The organism is Filomicrobium sp. (genome assembly GCF_025698805.1).
Lineage (GTDB): Bacteria > Pseudomonadota > Alphaproteobacteria > Rhizobiales > Hyphomicrobiaceae > Filomicrobium > Filomicrobium insigne.
Window position 1 is genome coordinate 406,878 of record NZ_JAILWT010000001.1, and the last position, 21,762, is coordinate 428,639.

Annotated in this window: 25 protein-coding genes; 16 read left to right on the top strand and 9 right to left on the bottom strand. The window is 63.9% G+C overall.

What is annotated here, in order from left to right:
- Positions 1 to 119: 119 nt before the first annotated feature.
- On the bottom strand, positions 120 to 2,738 hold the full coding sequence (locus K5845_RS01855; protein ID WP_287958191.1) for an AAA family ATPase: 2,619 nt from the start codon (positions 2,736 to 2,738) through the stop codon (positions 120 to 122).
- A 550-nt stretch (positions 2,739 to 3,288) separates the two neighbouring features.
- On the opposite strand from K5845_RS01855, the gene K5845_RS01860 reads away from it, so the two are divergent.
- Entirely contained in the window at positions 3,289 to 4,932 is a 1,644-nt protein-coding gene (locus tag K5845_RS01860; protein WP_287958193.1) for a DUF6119 family protein, read from the top strand.
- Here K5845_RS01860 and K5845_RS01865 read toward each other — a convergent pair.
- Both K5845_RS01865 and K5845_RS01870 read right to left on the bottom strand, forming a co-directional pair.
- Positions 4,856 to 5,278: a LysR substrate-binding domain-containing protein gene (locus K5845_RS01865; protein ID WP_287958194.1), complete on the bottom strand. Its 423-nt coding sequence runs from the start codon at positions 5,276 to 5,278 to the stop codon at positions 4,856 to 4,858. The two genes, K5845_RS01860 and K5845_RS01865, sit on opposite strands and share 77 nt — an antisense overlap.
- A 60-nt stretch (positions 5,279 to 5,338) precedes the next feature.
- Complete coding sequence (locus tag K5845_RS01870; RefSeq protein ID WP_287958195.1) at positions 5,339 to 5,701, bottom strand: hypothetical protein; 363 nt, start codon at positions 5,699 to 5,701, stop codon at positions 5,339 to 5,341.
- Here K5845_RS01870 and K5845_RS01875 point away from each other — a divergent pair.
- The 4 genes from K5845_RS01875 (at position 5,691) to K5845_RS01890 (ending at position 8,345) form a co-directional block, all read left to right on the top strand.
- The gene (locus K5845_RS01875) at positions 5,691 to 6,008 is read left to right on the top strand and encodes a DUF736 domain-containing protein (RefSeq protein ID WP_287958196.1); all 318 of its coding nucleotides are present in this window, start codon (positions 5,691 to 5,693) and stop codon (positions 6,006 to 6,008) included. The genes K5845_RS01870 and K5845_RS01875 overlap by 11 nt on opposite strands.
- A 398-nt stretch (positions 6,009 to 6,406) precedes the next feature.
- Positions 6,407 to 7,252 carry a DUF932 domain-containing protein gene (locus tag K5845_RS01880; protein ID WP_287958197.1) on the top strand — a complete coding sequence of 282 codons (846 nt, stop codon included), beginning with the start codon at positions 6,407 to 6,409 and terminating at the stop codon, positions 7,250 to 7,252.
- A 309-nt stretch (positions 7,253 to 7,561) separates the two neighbouring features.
- Positions 7,562 to 7,777, top strand: coding sequence for a transcriptional regulator domain-containing protein (locus tag K5845_RS01885; RefSeq protein ID WP_287958198.1), 216 nt, complete (start codon positions 7,562 to 7,564; stop codon positions 7,775 to 7,777).
- A 46-nt stretch (positions 7,778 to 7,823) separates the two neighbouring features.
- Positions 7,824 to 8,345: a DUF2285 domain-containing protein gene (locus tag K5845_RS01890; RefSeq protein ID WP_075821208.1), complete on the top strand. Its 522-nt coding sequence runs from the start codon at positions 7,824 to 7,826 to the stop codon at positions 8,343 to 8,345.
- A gap of 39 nt (positions 8,346 to 8,384) precedes the next feature.
- Here the strand turns inward: K5845_RS01890 and K5845_RS01895 are convergent, their stop codons facing one another.
- Positions 8,385 to 8,672, bottom strand: a complete 288-nt coding sequence (locus tag K5845_RS01895) for a DNA -binding domain-containing protein (protein WP_287958415.1) — start codon at positions 8,670 to 8,672, stop codon at positions 8,385 to 8,387.
- Positions 8,673 to 9,143: 471 nt separating this feature from the next.
- Between K5845_RS01895 and K5845_RS01900 the strand changes: the two genes are divergently transcribed.
- From K5845_RS01900 to K5845_RS01945, 10 genes are all read left to right on the top strand, one after another.
- Positions 9,144 to 9,416: a helix-turn-helix transcriptional regulator gene (locus K5845_RS01900; protein ID WP_287958200.1), complete on the top strand. Its 273-nt coding sequence runs from the start codon at positions 9,144 to 9,146 to the stop codon at positions 9,414 to 9,416.
- Entirely contained in the window at positions 9,417 to 10,457 is a 1,041-nt protein-coding gene (locus tag K5845_RS01905) for a replication initiator protein A (RefSeq protein ID WP_287958202.1), read from the top strand. It abuts the gene before it with no gap.
- Positions 10,454 to 11,107, top strand: a complete 654-nt coding sequence (gene parA / locus K5845_RS01910; RefSeq protein WP_287958203.1) for a ParA family partition ATPase — start codon at positions 10,454 to 10,456, stop codon at positions 11,105 to 11,107. Before K5845_RS01905 ends, parA begins: the two co-directional genes overlap by 4 nt.
- Positions 11,104 to 11,358 (top strand): ribbon-helix-helix protein, encoded by a 255-nt coding sequence (locus K5845_RS01915; RefSeq protein WP_287958205.1) that lies wholly within the window; start codon positions 11,104 to 11,106, stop codon positions 11,356 to 11,358. Before parA ends, K5845_RS01915 begins: the two co-directional genes overlap by 4 nt.
- A complete protein-coding gene (locus K5845_RS01920; protein ID WP_287958206.1) occupies positions 11,355 to 11,873 on the top strand; it encodes a DUF2840 domain-containing protein in 519 nt (172 codons plus the stop codon). Before K5845_RS01915 ends, K5845_RS01920 begins: the two co-directional genes overlap by 4 nt.
- Positions 11,870 to 12,415, top strand: a complete 546-nt coding sequence (locus tag K5845_RS01925) for a S26 family signal peptidase (protein ID WP_287958208.1) — start codon at positions 11,870 to 11,872, stop codon at positions 12,413 to 12,415. The genes K5845_RS01920 and K5845_RS01925 overlap by 4 nt, the downstream gene beginning before the upstream one ends.
- A 68-nt stretch (positions 12,416 to 12,483) precedes the next feature.
- A complete protein-coding gene (locus K5845_RS01930; protein ID WP_254462241.1) occupies positions 12,484 to 12,819 on the top strand; it encodes a DUF736 domain-containing protein in 336 nt (111 codons plus the stop codon).
- A 5-nt stretch (positions 12,820 to 12,824) separates the two neighbouring features.
- The gene (locus K5845_RS01935; RefSeq protein WP_287958209.1) at positions 12,825 to 13,748 is read left to right on the top strand and encodes a lytic transglycosylase domain-containing protein; all 924 of its coding nucleotides are present in this window, start codon (positions 12,825 to 12,827) and stop codon (positions 13,746 to 13,748) included.
- Positions 13,745 to 14,065: a hypothetical protein gene (locus K5845_RS01940; RefSeq protein ID WP_287958211.1), complete on the top strand. Its 321-nt coding sequence runs from the start codon at positions 13,745 to 13,747 to the stop codon at positions 14,063 to 14,065. The genes K5845_RS01935 and K5845_RS01940 overlap by 4 nt, the downstream gene beginning before the upstream one ends.
- A 554-nt stretch (positions 14,066 to 14,619) precedes the next feature.
- Positions 14,620 to 16,125, top strand: coding sequence for a DUF3363 domain-containing protein (locus K5845_RS01945; RefSeq protein WP_502814120.1), 1,506 nt, complete (start codon positions 14,620 to 14,622; stop codon positions 16,123 to 16,125).
- 138 nt (positions 16,126 to 16,263) lie between these two features.
- Here K5845_RS01945 and rnk read toward each other — a convergent pair whose 3' ends face one another.
- The 3 genes from rnk to K5845_RS01960 form a co-directional block, all read right to left on the bottom strand.
- Positions 16,264 to 16,668: a nucleoside diphosphate kinase regulator gene (gene rnk / locus K5845_RS01950; RefSeq protein WP_287958213.1), complete on the bottom strand. Its 405-nt coding sequence runs from the start codon at positions 16,666 to 16,668 to the stop codon at positions 16,264 to 16,266.
- 243 nt (positions 16,669 to 16,911) lie between these two features.
- On the bottom strand, positions 16,912 to 17,937 hold the full coding sequence (locus K5845_RS01955; protein ID WP_353736532.1) for a rod shape-determining protein: 1,026 nt from the start codon (positions 17,935 to 17,937) through the stop codon (positions 16,912 to 16,914).
- Positions 17,870 to 18,487 (bottom strand): MFS transporter, encoded by a 618-nt coding sequence (locus tag K5845_RS01960; protein ID WP_287958215.1) that lies wholly within the window; start codon positions 18,485 to 18,487, stop codon positions 17,870 to 17,872. Before K5845_RS01960 ends, K5845_RS01955 begins: the two co-directional genes overlap by 68 nt.
- 111 nt (positions 18,488 to 18,598) lie before the next feature.
- Here K5845_RS01960 and soxR point away from each other — a divergent pair, with 111 nt between their 5' ends.
- Positions 18,599 to 19,120 carry a redox-sensitive transcriptional activator SoxR gene (gene soxR, locus K5845_RS01965; protein ID WP_287958216.1) on the top strand — a complete coding sequence of 174 codons (522 nt, stop codon included), beginning with the start codon at positions 18,599 to 18,601 and terminating at the stop codon, positions 19,118 to 19,120.
- Here soxR and adhP read toward each other — a convergent pair.
- Together adhP and exaC are read right to left on the bottom strand one after the other, a co-directional pair.
- Positions 19,104 to 20,135: an alcohol dehydrogenase AdhP gene (adhP, locus tag K5845_RS01970; protein ID WP_199257880.1), complete on the bottom strand. Its 1,032-nt coding sequence runs from the start codon at positions 20,133 to 20,135 to the stop codon at positions 19,104 to 19,106. The two genes, soxR and adhP, sit on opposite strands and share 17 nt — an antisense overlap.
- A gap of 69 nt (positions 20,136 to 20,204) precedes the next feature.
- The gene (gene exaC, locus K5845_RS01975) at positions 20,205 to 21,722 is read right to left on the bottom strand and encodes an acetaldehyde dehydrogenase ExaC (protein WP_287958217.1); all 1,518 of its coding nucleotides are present in this window, start codon (positions 21,720 to 21,722) and stop codon (positions 20,205 to 20,207) included.
- Positions 21,723 to 21,762 lie beyond the last annotated feature (40 nt).

The window sequence follows — 21,762 nt, forward strand, 5'->3', positions numbered from 1 at the left end:
CGCGTGCGCGGACCTGGCTCTATGCCGCCGGATGTGCCGGCTCTACGGTGCCAACCATGCTGTCTCCGCCCATTCGGGTGACGATCCCTGGCACGAAGCATTCAGGGCGAACGAGCTGGTCACGGCAAGGCGTTCTGCCGGGACCGGATCGAATCCGCCCAATCCGCAAGAGTCTTGATGTCGGCAAGGATGTCGTCGGGCGGCGGCACCGCGCCGTCCCGTGCGCGCGACGGGTCGTGCGCGTCCACGAGGTCGCTGCACTTCTTGAAATTCTTGCGGAATGTCTCGACATCCGCGTCTTCAACGACAGTCACCCGTTTCAGGTTCTTCGTGTCGATATAGTCCCGGTGGCGGTGGATGACCCCGGCAAAGGCGACATCCTCCAGCCCGCGCTCCCACGTCGCCCGCAGCCGGTCATAGATTTTCACGGCTGCGTCCCGGTATCCTTCTTCATCGTCCGCGTCATACAGATTCCGCGCCTCTCGCGCCGCCTTTTCCAGCTTATCAACCCGGTCGCGGATACCGGCGTGCTGCCAGGGCAAGCCGTCCGTGACCATGCCCGTCCCGGCTGGCCCTCGCGACAGGCTGACGAGCTTCATAGGAACAGCCTCGCGGACGGCCTTGTCGTGAAGGTCGTTCACGAACACCATGTCATGGGTGAAGACGATAATCTGGCGGGTTGCGGATTCTTCGACAAGCCGGTCCGCCACCTTTTCGCGCCAGCGATGATCGAGGGATGTCACCGGGTCATCGAACACCAGCGCAGATTTATGCTGGGCCGTCGCCAGTTCGGTGAGGAACGCGGCGAGAGCGACGCAGGTTTGCTCACCCTCGCTCAGGACCATATGGATCTTGGCTTTCGGGTTGGCAAAGAGGCGGACCTGGTAGTTGGGCGAGCCGTACTGCCCGCCCGAACGCACGACTTCCACGCGCACTTTCTCCGCTGCGAGACGGACAATTTCCGACTGGAACTGGTCGCGCATTTTCGGGGTGATGACATTGTCGGCGATATCGTTGCCGAGCTTGGTGATGGCGTTGGTTGCCGTGTCAGTGATGCAGGCGCGGACAATGCGCAGGTCATCAAGTCGCTTGATTTCTTTCTTTGCGATTTCGAGAAAGTCGGCAACCGCCGCCCGGTCCGTCAACGAGTCACGTTCGAGGATCAGCCGGTCGCGGCCCTCAGCGTCGGCCGCTTCGTCAAGTTCCGCAGCATAGGCTTCCAGAGTGGCCGCTAACGCCTCCAGCTCCGCCTTCGGTGACGGCGAAAACGGCGGCAGGATTAGCGGGTCAGCGGTCGAAAGGGCGCAAAGGCATTTCAGGCGGCGCAAATCCGCGCTGGCGACAAAGCGCAAAACCTTGCGGGCAAGGCCGGGGTTCTGGAGGGCGATGCGCTGGCGCGCCTGCGCGATCACGCGCACGTCCGGTTGCCGCGCCGTGAATGCGGCAAGAGCCTCAGAATAGTCCTGCTCGGCGCGCGCCGCTTGTGATTCGGCATCCGCGCGGACGAATGCCTCGAAGCTCCCCAGCCGGTCCTTGGCATCCGCATGCAGCGCCTGGTGACACAGGACGCAGGCTTCGTCCCCTGTGGGCGGGAAAGGCGCGCCGGGATAAGCCGTTTGTTCCGAATAGCGGCGGGCGGCCTCCCATAGCGCCCGCCATGTTTCCCCGCCGACACCGGGAATGGAAAGGCCGTCAAAGGTCTCGCGCGCGGCAAGATCGGCCGCCGCCCGCTTGTCCCGCGCCGCGTCCGCCAGCGTTTTCATCCCGGCCAGCTTTTCATCCCCATAGGCGGGGGCAAGCCTGTCCAGGGTAGCGATCAGCTGCCGTACATTGCCGGCAAAAAGCCTCTGTTCGGCGGCAGCGTCCGCCGGGTTTTTCAGCAGGTCTTCGTCAAGGCGTGCCAGCCGCGCGCGCTCGTCGGCGCTCATCTCACCAAGTTTCTCAAGCGCGGCAAGATCGGTGTCATGGCTCAGTGCTGACATGATCGCGCCGACCGGCGTGGCCGGGTTCCACGTCGGCTTCTCGAAGACCGGGTCGCGGACCGCATTGAGCTGAGTTTCTTCAGCACCCAGTTTCTGCTTGAGTGCCTGGCAAACGCCAGCGAGGTCGTCGGGAATATCCAAGCCGAAGGGCCTGAACGCCACTTCGTTCTTTTCCTGCACATGCACCGAGCCGCAGTCCCGGTCAAAGACGCTGACGGCAGACAGCACCGCGTCCGGCTTGCCGTCGTCGGTCCAACTGACGGGCGGTGCGGCTACACCGTCCTTGAGAATCGAAAAAGTGCCGGTCGCGTTGCCGGCGGGCGGCGGGTTGTACGCATCCGGCATGATCTCGCCCGCCTTGCGCGCGCGGCAGGCACGCTTGAGCACTCGCCCGTAACCCGACTTGCCGGACCCGTTCGGCCCGTACACGATGGTGAGCCCCGCCGCTTCAAACAGTAGGGACTGGCCGGAGGCAAGCTGGTTTACACCGGCGATATCCCCGACGCTTGCCAGTGCTATCGACTCGCCGCCGGCGGGGGCGGCAGGCAAATGCGCGGCTTCGAGAGCCGCCGGTTCCAACGCAATACCTTCGGCACCGTGCTCCTTCTTGCACAGGGCGAGGATGTCCTTCACCCCATCGTCATCGGGCGTTCCGCCGGTCACGATCCGGCGCAGGGCATCGCGTTGCCAAAGCGGGCGGTCAGCCGACCAGTCGAGTATGGTTTCGAGAACGGTCTTGTTTGCTTTCTTGTTCATTCTGTTGCCCCCGGTACCCGGCCCTTTCCCCGTATAGTTGATAGCGCCGAAAGCCCGCCAATATTGTCTCAGTAACAGGCCGCATCCACGCCCGCGCAGGATAGCATGTAACCTGCGGCAGTGCCCGGTCAGGGGCCAAGTGGGCACTGCCCTCCCACTCTCGGGCCGGGGTTTTGCCGCTCGGGCTTCGCAATATGATGGCAGCAGGATTCTGACGAGGTTCAGCACATGCCGGAAATGGATGATAGCGGGCGGCATGAGGTCTCGCACATGGCATCCTTCCTGAGTCGCGCGGTTGCCAGCGAGCTTTGCGAACACGCGCAAGTGCAGGCGAACCCCGAATGGAAGGCACTGGCCGACTCGGCAGCGGAATCTCTTTGGCGCTCTATCAGGCGGCCGGCGGGACACATCTTGGAGACGATGGCACCATATCCAGGGAATAAGCCTGCAATACTTAGGCTTGTGCCGCTCGTCATTGACATGCGTCCCCGTCTTCTTTCTGCTATTGCAGGTTTAAGAAGCGAGATGTTGATCGCGCGCCGGGGGCGGCATGGCAAAGAGCAGGGCTTTCTCGATATACCTTCTCAAGGAAGGCTATGATGCTGCCAACGCGCTGCGGGAGGACCATGCGCTCGATGACGATATCGGCGCGCAGGGCCTGCCGGAAGGCGCAACGCTGTTCGTGCTGGACAGCGACCCGCGCCCGCCATGGTGGAAGTCATATTTCAACGTCGAGAAAAACCTGACGCAGGTCAACAAGGGTGCCCTTGTGTTCCTGCCGGTCGGCGGGCGGTGTTTCGCGCTCTCCTTCGGCCATGTCGCCCATAACTTGATCGACTCCAGCTACGAATATGATTTTGGGCTGCGGGTAACATTGAACAGCCTTGACCCGCACAAGCTTAAAAGCACCGACACGCTCGATCCCGGTGCGGCCAAGCGCCAGCGGACGCAGCTTCCGATCGAGTCTGAACTGACGCTGTTCGATTTCGACCGTGACAGCACGATCTTGCGCAGCCTGACCGGCAAGGTCCGCGATGAGCATAAGGAACTGTTCCGGCACGCCACAGGCGGCAGTAATTTGCGTATCAGCACGGATGTCGAGGCCGACCGGCTGGCGGCGCTGTGCGAGAAGCTGCTCGATCTATATCAGAGCGAGGAATACAAGGCCGCTTTCCCGGACATCCAGAACATCATGCCGGTCCGTGATCCGGCGCAGATCGAGGCGCTGAACGGCCAACTCCTAGCGGCCTTTCGCGCGCGCAATCCCGACCTCAACCTCACGGTTCCGGAAATCATCAACTACAGCGACAACCTCTACGCCGCCTTCGCCGGAGCCGGGCGCAGCCGCGTCTATGACGATGTCTATATCGGGCGGTACTACGAATATCTGGATGAACATGGGATCGACCTGAATGCTCTGGGCGTCGAGGATTTGCGCCGTCACGCGCTGGTCCTGACCGACGAGGACGGAAACAGCCGCGATCGCTACAGCATCTTCAAGAGCCTGGTCTTCGACACGACGCTGGAGGACGCGCAAGGCGAAACCTTCCATCTTTGCGAAGGCAATTGGTACCGCATCGACGATACCTATATCGCGCGGCTTAGCGCCTATCTCGATCCGCTATGCGCGGACAGCGATCTCCCGCCCTACGATCATCCGAGCGAGGGCGAATACAATGCGGCCGTTGGGGCGGGGGACGCGGCTATCGCCTGCCTTGATACAAAGAATATCAGCCCGGATGGGCAAAGCGCGGTGGAGCCTTGCGACCTGCTGGCGGTCCGCGACGGCGTCGCTGCCTTCTATCATGTCAAAGTCTCGACGCTCTCGGCTCAGTTGAGCCATCTGTTCAATCAGGGCGTAAACGCCATCGAATTGATGCGGCTGGAACCGCAGGCCGTTGACAAGCTGGAGGCGCTTATCCGGGAAGTGCTTGCCGATGGCGATGCGGATGCGATGGTCACGCTCGTTCGTGACCGGAAATGCCGCATCGTCTTCGGCATCGTGACCCGGAAAGACCCCGCCGGGCGGTCGCTGAACCTGCCCTTGTTCTCCCGCATCAGCCTTATGCGCGGCATGAAGGCGCTCCAGCTTATGGACGTTCCGGGGCGTGTGATTTTCATCGCGGACCAGGTTGTGGCAGCGGAAGGCCGCAAGAAGAAGCGGAATAAGAAGGACGTGCCTGGTGAGGTGTAATTGGCAGCCGCCTCCGATAAACGCCCCTTAAAAACCCTACGCTAAGCGCATCGATCACGTTCATTCGCGCCGCGCATCCCGGTTCGAACAGGGCCACCGGCAACGGGTCCAGCGACCACGCCACATGACTCACCGCCGCGACCCATACGAACGGTTCCCGCCGCAACACCTCGAAGGATTGCGCCGGGAGCCGTGTCACAATCGCCGGATCGATACGCCCTTCATCTATCGCCGGCACCAGCAACCGCGAGGGTTCGCAGACAAGTTCGACATTCACACGCGGATGGTCTTCCGCAAACCGGGCGAGCACCGGCGGCAGAAGGAAAGCGGCGTAGTCATCCGGCACGCCAAGCGAACCGTGCCTGCCTCAAACGCCCACTCGCAGCACACGAAATGGCCTTGAAGGTCAGGATGAATAGGCCGCAGCCAAGGCGACCGGCGCAGCGTCCCCGTTCCCAGCGCGGCGCAGAACGGCCGCCATTTGCCGTATTCCCACGATTTCCTGAAACGGGCGCTCCATCCGCGTCCTCGATTGGCACGGTCTGACCGAAGACCGGCTTCGCCTCGCTCGTCTTCCCGCAACGTCCGCCGCCAGCTTTTTTCCGCCGCCTTCGGCTTTGCATCGCGAGGCAAAAAAGAAGTCGCCGGACGCCTTCCACGATGTTCCAGCCCCAAGGGGTGCGGGGCCGATCGTCCCCGGTCCAACGACCGCCATCGAGGTCGCAATGGTGCGGCCCGACAGGAAAAGGAATACGACAATGGCGACCATCGGCACCTTCACCCAGAACGAGAACGGCGCGGGCTTCACTGGTGCGGTCAAGACCCTGACCCTCAACGTCAAGGCCAAGTTCGTCCCAAGCGAGGGCGACAGCGAGCGCGGCCCCGACTTCCGCATCTTCGCCGGCGCCACCGAGTTCGGCGCGGCCTGGAAGAAGACCGCCCGCGAGACGCAGCGTGAATACCTCTCCGTCAAGCTGGACGATCCGAGCTTCCCCGCGCCGATCTACGCCAGCCTGGTCGAAGCCGAGGACGGAAAGTCCCACAACCTCATCTGGTCCCGCCGCAACGGCGACTAAGACCGGCTCCCGGAACTGCCCCGCTCAACCGAGCGGGGCTTCTTTTTGCTCATGTCCGCCGCCTTTCACGAAACAAGGAGATCAGGATACACGGCTTTCCGGTTTTCAAGTTTCGCGTATCCCGATCAAATCTTCTCCCCGGCCTCCGCTTCGCTTTGGCCGAGCTGGTTGCTTGGGAGCGCTGCCCCCTGGCGCGGCACAAGGGCGGCCGGGCGGTATCCCCAGCCTTCCGCGCGGATATGTGCTGCGCACCTTCGTCACGACTTCGATCCGCTTGTGCAGGCCGGGTGATCCCCCTCCGCCCGTCCGCCCTTGCGCCTTGCACCCCCCGGTCTCGGCGACGGCCAGGGTTGCAGCGCAGCGCTGCGCTCCAACCCAAGCCCATAAGGATCAAGATCATGACCTATCATCACCTTGCCACCCGGTTCGGCCGCAACAGCCATCAGATCAGCGGGCGCGAAGCGCTCGACAACGAAGCGCTCTATCGTCATGTCCCGTCCATCTTCGCCCGCGAGGCCCATGACAGCCGGTCGGAGCGTTACGTCTATGTCCCCACCATCGACATCGTGGAGGGGTTGCGGCGGGAAGGATGGTTCCCGTTCTTCGCCGTGCAGTCGGTTCCGCGTGACGGCAGCCGCCACGGCCACGCCAAGCATATGCTGCGCCTGCGCCGGGATGGCGGCATCGGCAAGCCGGAGGCGGCGGAAGTCATCATCGTCAACAGCCATGACGGAACCAGCAGCTACCAGATGTTCGCCGGAATGCTCCGTTTCGTCTGCACCAACAGCCTTGTGGCGGGAGAGCGGTTCGAGGACGTGCGCGTTCCTCACAAGGGCAATATCCAGCATGACATTATCGAAGGCGTCTATACGGTCGCGGAGGACTTCCCCCGGCTGATCGACGCCAGCGAAACCATGAAGGAAATCCAGCTTGGCGAAGATGAGCGCCGCGTTCTGGCCGAGGCCAGCCTTGTCGCCCGCTATGGCGAGGACGAAAGCCCGATCCGCCCGGAACAGATCATCGAACCGCGCCGCCGCGAGGATGTCGGGCAAAACCTCTGGATGACCTACAACACCATTCAGGAAAATATCATCCGGGGTGGACTCCATGGCCGCAAGCGTAACGCCGAAGGCCGCATCCGCCGCAGCCAGACCCGCCCCATCAACGGCATCGACCAGAATGTGACTCTCAATCGCGCCCTCTGGACGCTGGCCGAAGGTATGCAGCGCCTCAAGGCCCGATGACCGCTAATCCGTAGAGCCGGAAAACCGGCTCTACGGGTTTCCGCTTTTCAGGCTTTCAGGTTCCTCAATTTTTGCGCCGATCCGCCTCAGCGGATCGGCGGCGCGGCCATGCCGGGACACGGCCGCCGCTCGCCGGGCTGTGCCCGGCTCGCGAATCCAAATAAGCACTTTTAAGACAAAAATAACCAAACCATCGATCGACTTAGAGGCACAACTTATATCGTTGAGGCAGCTACAGCCAGTTCCTGAAATCTCGCAGGCTTCCGAACCGGGCCTGTCCTGTGCAGCCCGGTATTCGGAGGTAACGCCATGCTTAGCATCGACTGGCGTGCTCCGGCGGCTTACGGGCACACCAAGCATCTGTCCGCCGCCGGCTTCGCCTGGGAATATCTTCGTCGCAATGACGATTATCGCAACGATTTCCAGACCATTGCCCTGACCGGACAAGCCGGCGGGCCGCAACTGGAACGGTTCGCGCTGCGATGGGGGTTGCGATTTCCCAAGCGACCCCGACACATCGCCTGACAATCTGACTTTGTTCTGGTCTCCGCGCATTCAGCCGCAGGCGGTCATGCTATCGCTGGTCGGCCACGAGGACATTGCGGCAGACCTGCCGATCACGTTCGCCCGTCTTGACGGTCTCGATCTGCGCCGCGCGGCCGATGGCTGGCATGGTGTCTGGCAGGCAGGTGACATAGCGCACCAGTTCTGGCTACCCGAAGCGATGCCGGACACCGCCGCCTTCTACGCCGTGACCCTGCCGATGGATTCCTTGTTGGAGCTTCGCATCCATGCCGCACGGCGTCTCTGGCGATCTCTCACCCAGCGACCGCCGGGACCGCCTATCGGCATCCTTCCCGACCAACTCCGGCAATGGCACGTCCTGTCCCTACGCGCGCTGGATGCGCGACTATGCGGCGAGAGCTATCGCGCCATTGCGGAAATCCTGCTCGACTTCCACGGCAACAAGGAGGATTTCGAGGGTGATCCGAGCAAGAACAAGGCTCGCAGGCTCGTGGCGCATGGCATCAAGATGATGCGCGGCGGCTATCGCATGCTGCTGCACTATCCGGTCAAACCCGGCAAACCCTGAGTCCGGTGGATGTCATCGCTTGTCGCCAATGTTACGGCATCACGCCTTGTTGGCCGCAGCGTGCTCCAGAAGCCGCTTATAACCCTCGCGGGATAGCCATTGCGCCCGTTCGAGATGGCTCTGCCAGCACCGATAGGTCCGAAGCTCCTCGGCGACCGGATCGCGGTGCAGCACGATTTGAGCGACTTCCTTCCAATCTGCATCCTCGGCCTTGGCGTCGAGGAGACGGAGATAGGTCACGAAATGCCGTTCGTCATAGCTGGTGATCTCGTCGCCTGTCGGCGCTACGTCATCCACATCGGGATCAAGTTCGACCGGAACCCGCATCGTCATTCCCCTTCATCCTGGGAGAGCGATGGCTTGCGGTGCGCCCCCGCAAACAAAACTCTCTGACTCCTGGTGATCGGGGAGTTAGTAACCGTGTTGAACGGCCCCATGGCCTTTAGCTGGAAAGCCTGTTGCATACGCCACAGGCTCCCCGACCATAGGGTCAAGGAGTGTGGTGCCGTCACGGCCGGCACCAACCGTCAACAGGGGTTACTACGCCCCAGAGCAGCGCGTCTGCTCCACCCGCATTATTAGCCGACCCGCGCGCGAATGTCTTCGGCAATTTGGCGCGATGGGCATTGAGCCGCTGAAATCTCTCACCTTTTCCGGCTGACTATCACCCGTCAGGGGGTGCCGCCAGCGCATAGGCGCAACTGCGGCACGCTACAGGCCGCCGATCCCTCGCCATCGTCCGACACAGCCCGCTGTCGCTGCGACAGCCGCCTGTCTGACGAACCGGAGAGAGATTCCATGGCCATCCGCCCTAATGCGGACCTGCCGCCGCGCCTGCTGCGCACAAAGGAAGCCGCGCGCTTCCTCGGCTTGTCCATCCGCACCCTTGAGAAGCATCGCACCTATGGCACCGGCCCGACCTATCGCAAGGTCGGCGGCCGCGTCCTCTACGCCGTCCGCGATCTGGAAGCGTGGAGCGCCATCGGCACCCGCAAATCCACCAGCGACAAGAACGCCGGCACGGTCTTCGCCGCGCGCCCGCTGACGCCCCGAGAGCGGGACGAGCTGTAAATGCTGCGCGACGACGATCCCAGACCCGCGCAGCGGAGCGAAGACAGCGAGCGCACCCGCCTGGACCCGTTCATCGTGGCGACCGGCGACGCCACGCCGCGCGACCAGCGCGACCTGATGGAACGGCCGTTCTTCTCACTGGCGAAGCGGCCCCGCACCACGCCGATCCTCTACCGGGCCGCCGATGTCGAGGTGCAGGTGCTGGCCATGCCCGAACATGGCATGGCGACGATCTGGGATGCCGATGTGCTGATCTGGGCCGCCTCGCAAATCGTCGCGGCCGAGAACAACGGCATCCCCACGTCGCGCTTCTTCCGCTTCATGCCTTACCAACTCCTGCGCTCGATCGGGCGGGCCACCGGAAACCGCGATTATCTGCTGCTCAAGGCCGCGCTCTCGCGCCTGCAATCCACCGTCATCGCCACGACCATCCGCAACGGCAAGCATTGGCGGCGGCGTCAGTTTTCGTGGATCAACGAGTGGGAGGAAATGACGACGCACACCGGCCGCGTCGAGGGCATGGAGTTCGTCCTGCCCGAATGGTTCTACAACAGCGTCATCGACCGCTCGCTGGTCCTGACCATCGACCCGGCCTATTTCCGGCTGACAGGCGGGATCGAGCGCTGGCTGTATCGCGTCGCCCGCAAGCACGCCGGTCGCCAGCCCGAGGGCTGGGCGTTCGAGGTCTCCCACCTTCACCAGAAATCCGGCAGCGCGGCGCGACCGTCCGACTTCGCGTTCGACCTGCGCAGGATCGCAAACCGCCAGTCGCTGCCCGGATACCGCCTCCAGAGCGAATGGGAGGACGGGCGCGAACTGCTGCGCTTTCTTCCTGAAAATCCATCCACAGTGCCTGTGGAAACCCGTGTGAATCCTATCGGGACATTAGGCGCACGCAGTATCGGGACATTAGGCGCAAATCGCGCGCCGGACTCTATAGAAGAATCTAACAAAGAATCTAACTCTTCTTCTTTGACGCTTGCGCACGCGATCCGTGGTGCCGGTGCCAGTGCTGCTTTTGGCCGGCGAGGTGCGCCATGATCGTCGCGCTTCTCAACCAGAAGGGCGGCGTCGGCAAGACCACGCTGGCCTTGCATCTCGCCGGAGCCTGGGCGGCTGAAGGACGGCGCGTCATCCTGATCGACGCCGATCCGCAAGGCTCTGCACTCGACTGGTCGCAGACACGCAGCCATGAGGGGCTGCCGAGGCTGTTCAGCACCATCGGCCTGGCCCGCGACACCTTGCACCGGGAAGCCCCGGAGCTGGCCCGCGACGCCGATCACGTCGTCATCGACGGGCCACCGCGCGTTGCCGCTCTGATGCGCTCGGCGCTGCTTGCTGCCGATCTGGTGCTGATCCCGGTGCAGCCATCCCCATTCGACGGCTGGGCGTCGGCCGAGATGCTGGCCCTTCTCAGGGAAGCGCGCATCTACCGGCCAGAACTGGCCGCCCGCTTCGTGCTTAACCGTTGCGGCGCGCGCACCGTTATCGCCCGCGAGACGGCCGAGACGCTGGCCGACCACGATCCGCCATTGCTCACCGCCACCATCGGCCAGCGCGTCGTCTTCGCCAATGCCGCGCAGTCCGGCCGGCTGGCATCCGAGATCGACGCCGACAGCCGGGCCACGCGCGAGATCGCAGCGCTTGCCGCCGAGATCGACCGGCCGCGCGTCGGGAGGTCCGCGCCATGACCGGACGCACCCGCAAACGCGGCTTCGCCTCCCGTCCGGGCAATCCCGATAGCTGGATCAAGGCTGCTGGCACGCCGTCCACCAGCAAGGTTGCTGGCGAGGCGTTCACCGCCCGCCTGACGATCGACATCACGCCCGAGCTACGCGGCCGCATCAAGGTCGCGGCCTTCCGGCGCGGCATCACGGTCGCCGACATGCTGCGCGACTTGCTCGCACGCGAATTTCCATCCACCGAAGGAGATCCGATATGACCGGCAACGCGGCACGCCGCATGCACGGCCGTCCGCTGCCGGACGGTCCCGCGCCCTCCACCACATTGGTCGAACTGACCTTCGACAAGCGCAAGGTCGAGCGCTGGATCCGGTTCGGCCGCAAGAGCTACGAACAGATCATCGACCGCCGTCGCAGCGTCGTCGGCTTCGCGCCGGAAAGCGTCTTCGCCTTCGTCCGCTGGGCGGCGGGCGAGCATGGCACGGTGATTTCACGCATCGACATCGTGCGGGCCATCGGCCGCGGCGAGCCGTTCCAGACGCTGCCTTTCGTCCGCCCCGGCGGCGACATCCTGTTGCGCCTCGATAGCTGGGCGAAGGTGGAGCGGGCGCTTGCCGCCATCGACGCCGTGGAAGCGCTCGGCCTCGATCCGGCCGACGCCGCGCCGGATTACTGGCGGCACGTCCACAACCGCCTGATCGCCGGTCTGGAACCGCGCGACTACACGCCGGAACGACATGCCGCCTGGCTCCATCGCCGGAGGATCGAGCCATGACGCGGTTCGGCTACGTCATGGTGACGTATTTCGTGGGCGTCGGCATGGCCATCGCGGCGTTCATCCCGACGCCCACGAAACTGATCTGGAACGCCACCGCGAGCGCGCCCATCGGATTCTACACCGTCGAACCCGCCGAGCGGATCGCGGTGCCCGAGCTGGTCGCAATCATGCCGCCCGAACCGCTCGCCGACTTCATGGTGGAGCGCGGTTATGTCGGGCGCGACGTGCCGCTGCTGAAGCGCGTCGTCGGCCTGCCCGGACAGCGGGTTTGCCGCACTGGCCACGCCGTCACCGTCGATGGCGTGGAGATGGGCGAAGCGCTGGAGCGCGACCGGATCGGCCGCGAACTGCCTGTCTGGCAGGGCTGCCGTGTCATCGGCGTCGGCGAAATCTTCCTCATGAATTGGCAAGTCCGAGACAGCCTCGACGGCCGTTACTTCGGACCCATCCCCGCAAGTTCCGTCATCGGCCGGGCGCTGCCGCTCTGGACCGATGAGGAAGGCGACGGCCGCTACGAATGGCGTACGCCGACACGCTGACCGCTTTCCCATCGGCGGAAGCGGTGCCCGCCGATGGCCTTTTCAACCTCACCGCCAAGGAGACTGTCATGCCCCAGATCGGTCAATTCACCGCCGAAAACGAAAACTTCGTGGGCCGTGTTCATACGCTCACCCTTTACCGCGAGCTGACCATCGTTCCCGCCGAACCATCGGACGCGGAAAACGCGCCCGCCTATCGCGTCCTTCACGGGGCCGAAGACGGCCCGGAGGTCGGCGCGGGCTGGAAGGAGGTCGGCGAAAAGGCCGGCGACTACATTTCGCTGGTGATCGACGATCCCGCCTTGCCGCAGCCGATCCGCGCCAACCTCTTCCAGAACAGCAACGACAAGACCGCCTGGTCGCTGCACTGGAGCCGCCCGAAGCCGCGCGGCGGGCGGGACTGAAAGCCATGCGCTATCGCGTCATCCCCGCGTTCAAAACCCTCATCCCGTTGTTCGCGGAAAGGCCGTCTCATCCCGTCGTCCCGCTCGGCCACCGGACGGCCGGCGCGCGCAGCGAAGGTCAAGGGCGGCCTCTGGCCGGCGCTCGCGCCTTGCCCTTGACCACAGCGAGCACGCTGGCAGGCTGGAGGTCGAATGGAGGCAGGGAGATCGCGCGATATGCCGGTCTCCTGCTGGCTGGCGTGCTCGCGGTCGCAGCCTGTCCGGTCGCCGTATCGGCGCAGGCCGCACCCGTCACGCGCGCCAATCCCGTTGATCCCTATGCCGGCTTCATCACCGAAGCCTCGCAGCGCTTCGGTATTCCCGAGCACTGGATTCGCGCCGTGCTGCGCGCCGAGAGCGCGGGCGACATGCGCGCGATCTCGTCGGCCGGAGCCATGGGATTGATGCAGGTCATGCCCGATACCTGGGCGGGCCTGCGCGTCCGTCATGGCCTCGGCCGCGATCCCTACGATCCACGCGACAACATCATGGCGGGCGTGGCTTATATGCGCGAAATGTGGGACCGCTACGGCAATGTCGCGGCGATGCTCGCGGCCTACAATGCCGGTCCTGGCCGCTACGACGAACATCGCACGACAGGCCGCGCGCTGCCGGCCGAGACGCGCGCCTATGTCACCGCGCTCGCCCCGGTTCTGGGTGGCTCGGCCGGGAGTGAACCACCCGCGCCAGCACCGCCACCGCCGCCCGACTGGCGCGCCGCTCCGCTGTTCGTCACACGCTCGACCGACATGCGGATTGCCGCTGCGCCGTCATCCGAAGCGCAATCCGGCGACATCCGCGCGACCGTTCCGGTGCGCGATGCCGCCAGTGCGGAGCCGCAGGGCGGCAGCATTTTCGTGGCCCGTGCCGACGACGGGAGTGCGCCATGAGAGACGTGTTCCCGCGCTCGGCGCGATCCATTCCGGTGTTCAGCCAGGCAGGATTCTTCCTGTCTGGAATCCCGGCAGGAAGGGCAGAAGAGAAGGCAGGAAGGGAGGGCAAGATAAAGGAAACCGGCACTACGCTGGCTGGATTTTTGAATTTGTTATTGTCTGCACACTGGTTAGGCGAGCCGCGAGCGGCACCCTGTTTTTGGACGGCGCGAGCCGTGATTTTGCGCAAAGCCTTGGCTTTGCTGGGTTTCGACCGGCACCATGGCCGCCGATTGCCCGATTTTCTGCGATTTTGGCCGGAGGCGCTTCCATGAGCGCCGACGATGAAAACCGCTTCCGGCCGAAGCCCGGACGCATCCGTGCTGATGCCCCCAAGCTCGGCAAGACCAAGAGCTTTCTGACGCAGGCGAAGAAACTCGCCCGCCAGCACAGCAACAGCCCGTCGCGGTCATCCGCATCATCCTCGCCACGCTCCAGATCATCAGCCACTACCATGGGCGGCAAGGCATCGCGGACGAGCAGCGGGCCGGGCCTCAAGCGTGGGCGCGGCGCGACCTTCGTGCGTGCCCGCACCTTGTCCGGCGGCTGGAAGCACAGCGCGCCGGGGGTGCGCCGCGTCGTCGTGAAAACCCGCTATGTCCAGCAGGCCGGAAAGAACGGTAAAGCCGCCGCCCATCTGCGCTACATCCAGCGCGACGGCACGTCGCGCGATGGCGAGCGTGGGCAACTCTATTCGGCGACCGAGGACCGCACCGAGCCGCAAGCCTTCCTTGATCGCGGCAAGGACGATCGCCACCAGTTCCGGTTCATCGTCTCGCCGGAAGACGGCGCTGACCTGACCGACCTGACGGCGCACACCCGCGACCTTATGAGCCGGATCGAAATCGACCTTGGCACGAAACTCGATTGGGTCGCGGTCAATCACTACAACACCGGCCACCCCCATGTGCACGTCATCGTCCGGGGCAAGGACGACCTGGGCGAGAATCTGGTCATCATCGGCGACTATCTCGCCAACGGCATTCGCGAGCGGGCGAGCGAGCTGACCACGCTGGAGCTTGGTCCCGTCACCGAGATCGAGCAGACCCGCAAGCTCTCGGCCGAAGTCGATCAGGGTCGCTTCACCCGCATCGACCGGGCGATGACCGAGGAAGCCGATGAACGCTTTATCGACCTGCGCCATGAACCGGCCGAGCCACGCCGCCAGTTCGACCGGGCGCTGCGCCTGCGCCGCCTGGGCAAGCTGGAGCAGATGGGCCTCGCCACCGAACACGCGCCGGGTGTCTGGGAGTTGAGCGAGCGGATGGAGCCGACCTTGCGCGAGCTGGGCGAGCGCGGTGACATCATCCGGAACATGCACAAGGCGCTGAAGGCCGATGGGCTGGAGCGCGATCCGATGACGTTCCAGCTTCATGATGCCGCGCCCGAGACGCCCATCGCCGGCCGCGTCGTGGACAAATATCTCACCGACGAGATGGGCGAGAACCTGACACTTGTGGTGGACGGGATCGACGGGCGCACCCACCATGTTCCGGGTGTCGACCCGGCTCGCGTCGAGAATGCCCGGATCGGCAGCATCATCGAGATCGGCCCGGCCGACACGGCGCAGCGACCATCCGACCGGGCCATTGCCGCCATCGCCGAGTATGGCGTCTATCGACCGAGCCGTCATCTGGAACAGGCGAAGTTTGAGGGCCGCGTTCCGGGCGGCGATTATGAGGGCTTCGTCGATGCCCATGTGCGCCGGCTGGAGGCGCTGCGCCGCGCCGGGATCGTCGAGCGGATCGACCCCGATCAATGGCGCATCTCCGAGGATTTCGAGAGCCGCGCCGCCGCCTATGATGCAGGCCGCAACCGGCAGGCCAGCATTCGGGTCATCTCGACCTTCGATCTGGAAAGTCAGATCGGGTCCGATGGCGCGACCTGGCTCGACCGGCGATTGGTTACGCCCGACGCATCGGATATTGCTCCGGCCGGTTTCGGTCAGCAGGTGCGCGACGCCATGGACCAGCGCCGCGAGCATCATATCGAACAGGGCGACGCCACCCGAGCGCGGGACGGCCGCATCTTTTACCGGCGCAGCCTTCTTGCCACGCTGCGCGAGCGCGAAGTCGCCCGCGTCGGCGCGGAGATGGCCGAGCGCAAGACGCTGCCGTTCCGGGCGGCGGCGGACGGGGAGAAGATTAGCGGCAAGTTCACCGGGACGGTTCAGCTATCGAGCGGTAAGTTCGCCGTGGTCGAGCAGAGCCACGAGTTCACGCTTGTTCCGTGGCGGCCCCTCATCGACCGTCAGCTCGATCGCGAAGTCACAGGCATTGTGCAAGGCGGTTCGGTGTCGTGGCAGTTGGGGAAGCAGAGAGGGCTAAGTATTTAGGTCGGTTTTGACCGAGATCGTGTCGCTCGAACGCGCGGCGAGCAGTCAACCGGGAAGCCTTGCGGCCGAGGCCTGAGTATTAGCCAGCAAAGGCCGCCCGAACCCTTGGTGCAATGAACGGCGGCCTTTGCGCGGCTTCTACGCTTGCATGACGTCAATAATCCGCAAAGGTCGCTCCTTCCCTGCGCGATCAGGCCACATGATCGACTGGCCCGCTTTGAGGCCGAGGAGTCCGGCTCCGACCAGAGACAGGATCGAGATGCGACCTGCGTCGAAATCAGCTTCCGTCGGATACACGAGTTGCAGGGTGCGTTCGACGCCGCTTGCTTCATCGATGAACTTTACCGTCGCTTGCATGGTTACGATGTCGGCCGGCATCTCGGCATCAGGGATCACTTCGGCGCGGTTGAGTTCCCGCAGCAGGAGAGCGGCAACCTGCGGGAGCCGGTCTTCTGCTGCAATGGCAAGGTTGGTTACACGGTCGGCATCGCTCGCCCGGATCACGATCGGGGTCTGAGCATCGACAACTGGCTGGTCAGTCATGACAATTCCTTCCGCGCCATTCGTCCTGGCGCGTTCAATGCGCCTGCGGGCGCAGAAAAATTGATGGGTGGAGTTGGATTTGCCCCGGACTGCGCCGGTCGTGTCTATCGCTGTCCGGGGGCACTAGCCCCAAACGAGCGGACTCGTGCGACAGCGTCGAAGCTGAAGAGAGGGGCGACCAGACATTACTTATATCTGATCTTGATTGCCGATGAAGTCAAACCTGTGTTGCAGCTCGACAGATCAGTGGGTCAGAGCTTTCCTCAGTCCATTGACCACACAGTGTGCGGCGCTCGGCGCAACCACAATTTGCAGCCCGGTCGCCTTGACCAACGCCGATTTGACCAGACTGACGGCCGCGCTGCCGCCGGTCAGCACGATACCACTATCGTGCACGTCACGGCTCAGTTCAGGAGAAAGGCTGCCTAGCAATTCGAGCACCATCCGTGTGATACCGGCAGTGTGCCTTGCTGCAACCGGCAGCAATTCGTCTACTGGCAGCCTGATCACTTGCGGAAGCCCGGTTACTAGACTGCGCCCCTTGACCACGACGTCGGTCGCCGAGGTGGTTTCGTCCTGTTCCGCACCGATTATGTCACACTTGATTTTTTCCGCAGTGGTCGGGCTGATCAGGAACTTGTGCTGAAAGTGCAGGTAATCGACGATTGCGGCATCAAGCGCATCACCTCCTCCGCGAAGTGAGGCCGATGCGCAGATGCCGCCAAGCGAAACAACGGCGGCTTCCGTTGTGCCGGCGCCGCATTCCACAATCATCGAGCCCCGCGCTTGATCGACATCAAGATCTGCACCGCGCGCGGCTGCCAGCGGCTCAGATAGCAGTTCAACTCCGCCAAGTCCGGCGTCCCGCGCCGCCGTCAACAATGCGCTGCGCTCGGCCTTGGTAGCGTCAGCCGGAACACCGATGATGGCCCGGAACGACCGCAGCCTGCGCTGACCAACGCTGGCTTGAACCGCATAGGCGAGGAAATGGCGTGCGGCCAAAATATCTGCGAGCACGCCGCGATTGAGCGGGCGCACGATCCGCAGATTGCCCGTCGTCCGATCCTTCATAAGCTGGGCGGCGTTTCCGGTAGCGACGAGCTCGCCGGAGCCAGAACCTATGGCGAAACAGCACAGGGATGGCTCGTCGAATACGATGCCACCCTCTGCGGTGACGACGCGGGTATTTGCCGTGCCGAAATCAATTGCGAGGTCCGGTTTGCCAGAGCCATTGAACAGTCTTCTCAGCGAATACGCCGCCGACCGCAGGGCCGACCAGGGTCGCGACGCCCCACATGCCTGAAACGAGCGCCATCGCGCGCGGCCAAAGGGCTTCGTGGAACACCACCCGGATCATCGCATAGGCGAGGGCAAAGAGGAATCCGCCGCCGAGTCCCTGGACGAGACGTCCAATCAACATGATCGGCATTGAAGGCGAAACCGCACAGATCAAGGCGCCGATGGCGAAGATCGCAGCCGCGATCGTATAGCCGCCCCTTGGCCCCGCCCGCTGGAGCAGCCTGGTCGAGAGCGCGGACCCCATGATGGAGGCGACGACGAAGACCGTCGTGTTCCAGGCATAGAGATCCAGCCCTCCGATATCGCGAACAACCGAAGGTAGGATGGTGGTCGCGATGTAGACGTTGATCGCATGGAGAGCGACGCCCCCGACAAGCGCGAGCGACCGTACGCCGTTCGCGCCGGACAGCAGGGCGGCCCAGCCGACCCTCGGCGGGACGAGGAGCGCCTCACCTGTATCGTCGTCCGCCGACCGTATGGGTTGCGAGCGCGGCTCGGACGGGATGTCACGAGAGTTCATGTCAGCTCCACTTCGGGATCTCATCCGCAACCGCGGATGCGAGCTTGCAAGGGCAAGCTGACGCGCCTTATGAAACCTCAACCATAGTTGAGGTCAAGAAGCTTCGTGAACATGCCGATCGACGTCCGCATCCCGCTTTCGGTCGGAGACATTGCGCGTCGCAGCGGCGTCGCGGTCTCGACCATCCACTTCTATGAGGCAAAGGGGCTGATCCAGGGATGGCGTAGCGATGGCAACCAGCGCCGCTATTCCCGCGACGTCTTGCGCCGCGTCGCTATCATCAAAGTAGCTCAGCGCGCCGGTATTCCGCTGGCGGCGATCAAGACGGCGCTGGCCAAACTCCCTTCCGACCGAGCCCCCGCCTTGGACGACTGGCGACAGCTCTCCACAAGTTGGCGAGACATGCTGACTGACCGCATACGCAGCCTAGGTCAGTTGCGTGACCAGCTCGACGGGTGCATCGGCTGCGGCTGTCTTTCGATGGCCGACTGCCCCCTCAGAAATCCGAGCGATCGTTTGAGCCAACTCGGCGAAGGCGCTGTCCTGCTCGAACGAGACACGACAGCAGACCTTCGCAAAGGCAACGGCGATGAGGGAACTCAACGATCTTCACAAATCAACCGAGCGACATGACCACCCGGCCTTCGATCTGGCCTCTGTGCATGCGGGCGAAGATGTCGTTGATGTTGTCCAGCGGTTCGATTGTATTGATCGACTTCACCTTGCCGTCGGCCGCAAAATCCAGGGCTTCCTGAAGGTCCAGTCGCGTGCCGACAATCGACCCACGCACCGTCGTCCCGTTCAGCACCATGTCAAAGATCGACAGCGGGAAATCGCCGGGCGGCAGGCCGTTCAGGGCCACCGTCGCCCCGCGCGAAGTCATGCCCAGGGCCTGTTCGAACGCCTTGGGCGACACGGCCGTGACCAGCACCCCCTGGGCGCCGCCGTCGGTCTGGCGCTTTATGTCGGCGGCGGGGTCGTTTGAGGTCTTGGCGTTGACCGTCACGGTCGCGCCCAGACGACGGGCCAGGTCGAGCTTGGCGTCGTCGATGTCGACCGCCGCCACGTTCAGGCCCATGGCCTTGGCGTATTGCACCGCCAGGTGGCCCAGACCGCCCACGCCCGAGATCACCACCCAGTCGCCCGGCTTGGTGTCCGTAACCTTCAGCCCCTTGTAGACCGTGACCCCGGCGCACAGGATCGGCGCAATTTCCTCGAAGCTGATGTTGGCCGGCAGGTGGCCGACGAAGTTCGGGTCGGCGACGACATATTCCGCAAAGCTGCCGTTCACCGAATAGCCGGTGTTCTGCTGCTCGTGACACAGGGTCTCCCAGCCGCCGAGGCAGTGCTTGCAGTGGCCGCAAGCGGTGTAGAGCCAGGGCACGCCAACCCGGTCGCCTTCCTTCACATGCTTGACGCCTGCGCCGACGCCCGAGACGTAGCCGACGCCCTCATGGCCGGGAATGAAAGGCGGGTTCGGCTTGACCGGCCAGTCGCCTTCAGCCGCGTGCAGATCGGTGTGGCAGACCCCGGTGGCCTCGATCTTCACCTGGATCATGCCGGGGCCCGGCGTCGGGATCGGCGCATCCTCGATCACCAATGGTTTGCCGAACTCACGCACGACAGCGGCCTTCATGGTCCTGGCCATAATCACTACTCCTCGGTTGGATCGCGAAAGAGAAAAGGCGCGGACTGAACGTCCGCGCCTCCGAAAGGATCAGAAGAAGCCCAGCTTGTCCGGGCTGTAGCTGACCAGCAGGTTCTTGGTCTGCTGATAGTGGTCCAGCATCATCCGGTGGTTCTCGCGGCCGATGCCCGACTTCTTGTAGCCGCCAAAGGCCGCGTGCGCCGGATACTGGTGATAGCAGTTGGTCCAGACCCGCCCGGCCTGAATGGCCCGGCCGGCGCGATAGGCGGTGTTCATGTCGCGTGACCAGACACCGGCGCCCAGGCCGTATTCGGTGTCGTTGGCGATCTCCATCGCCTCTTCGAAGGTCTTGAAGGTGGTCACGGCCAGGACCGGACCAAAGATCTCCTCCTGGAAGACCCGCATGTCATTGGTGCCCTTGAACACCGTCGGCTTGACATAATAGCCGCCCGACAGGTCGTCCGGCAGCAGCGACTGCTCCCCGCCCGTCAGGACCTCGGCCCCTTCGTCCTTGCCGATCTTCAAATAGCTCAGGATCTTCTGCAACTGCTGGTCCGAGGCCTGGGCACCGACCTGGGTGGTCGGGTCCAGCGGATCGCCCTGCTTGATGGCCTCGACGCGGGCGATGGCCTTCTCAATGAAGGCCTCATAGATGTCTTCGTGGATCAGGGCGCGGCTGGGGCAGGTGCAGACCTCGCCCTGGTTCAGGGCGAACATGGCGAAACCTTCCAGCGCCTTGTCCAGGAAGGCGTCGTCGGCGTCCATGACGTCCTTGAAGAAGATGTTGGGCGATTTGCCGCCCAGTTCCAGCGTCACCGGAATGATGTTCTGCGTCGCGTACTCCATGATCTTCTGACCGACGGCGGTCGAGCCGGTGAAGGCGATCTTGGCGATGCGCGGATTTGTGGCCAACGGCTCGCCGACCTCGACCCCCGTGCCGGAGACGATGTTCAGCACGCCCGCCGGCAGAATGTCCTGGATCAGTTCGGCCAGCAGCAGGATCGAGGCCGGGGTCTGTTCCGCCGGTTTCAGCACGATGCAGTTGCCCGCCGCCAGGGCGGGGGCGATCTTCCACGCCGCCATCAGGATAGGGAAGTTCCACGGGATGATCTGCCCGACCACACCCAGCGGCTCGTGGAAGTGATAGGCGACCGTGTCGTTATCCAGCTCCGAAATGCCGCCCTCCTGGGCGCGGATGCAGCCGGCGAAATAGCGGAAGTGGTCAATGGCCAGGGGGATGTCCGCCGCCAAGGTCTCACGCACCGGCTTGCCGTTGTCCCAGGTCTCAGCCTCGGCCACGGCCTGAAGATTGGCCTCGATGCGGTCGGCGATCCGATTAAGGATCAGCGCGCGCTGGGCGACGCTGGTCTTGCCCCAGGCGTCCTTGGCGGCGTGCGCGGCGTCCAGCGCCAATTCAACATCAGCCGCGTCCGAGCGAGCCACCTCGCACAGGACGCGGCCGTTCACCGGGGAGGTGTTCTCAAAATAGCGGCCGTTGACCGGAGCGACCCATTGGCCGCCGATGAAGTTGTCGTAGCGCGTCTTGAACTTGGGCGTCGCGGCGCGGATGAATTCGGGCTTGGTCACGGAAAGAGCCTCCTGCTGGTTTCCTCGGGCGTCGATTGTT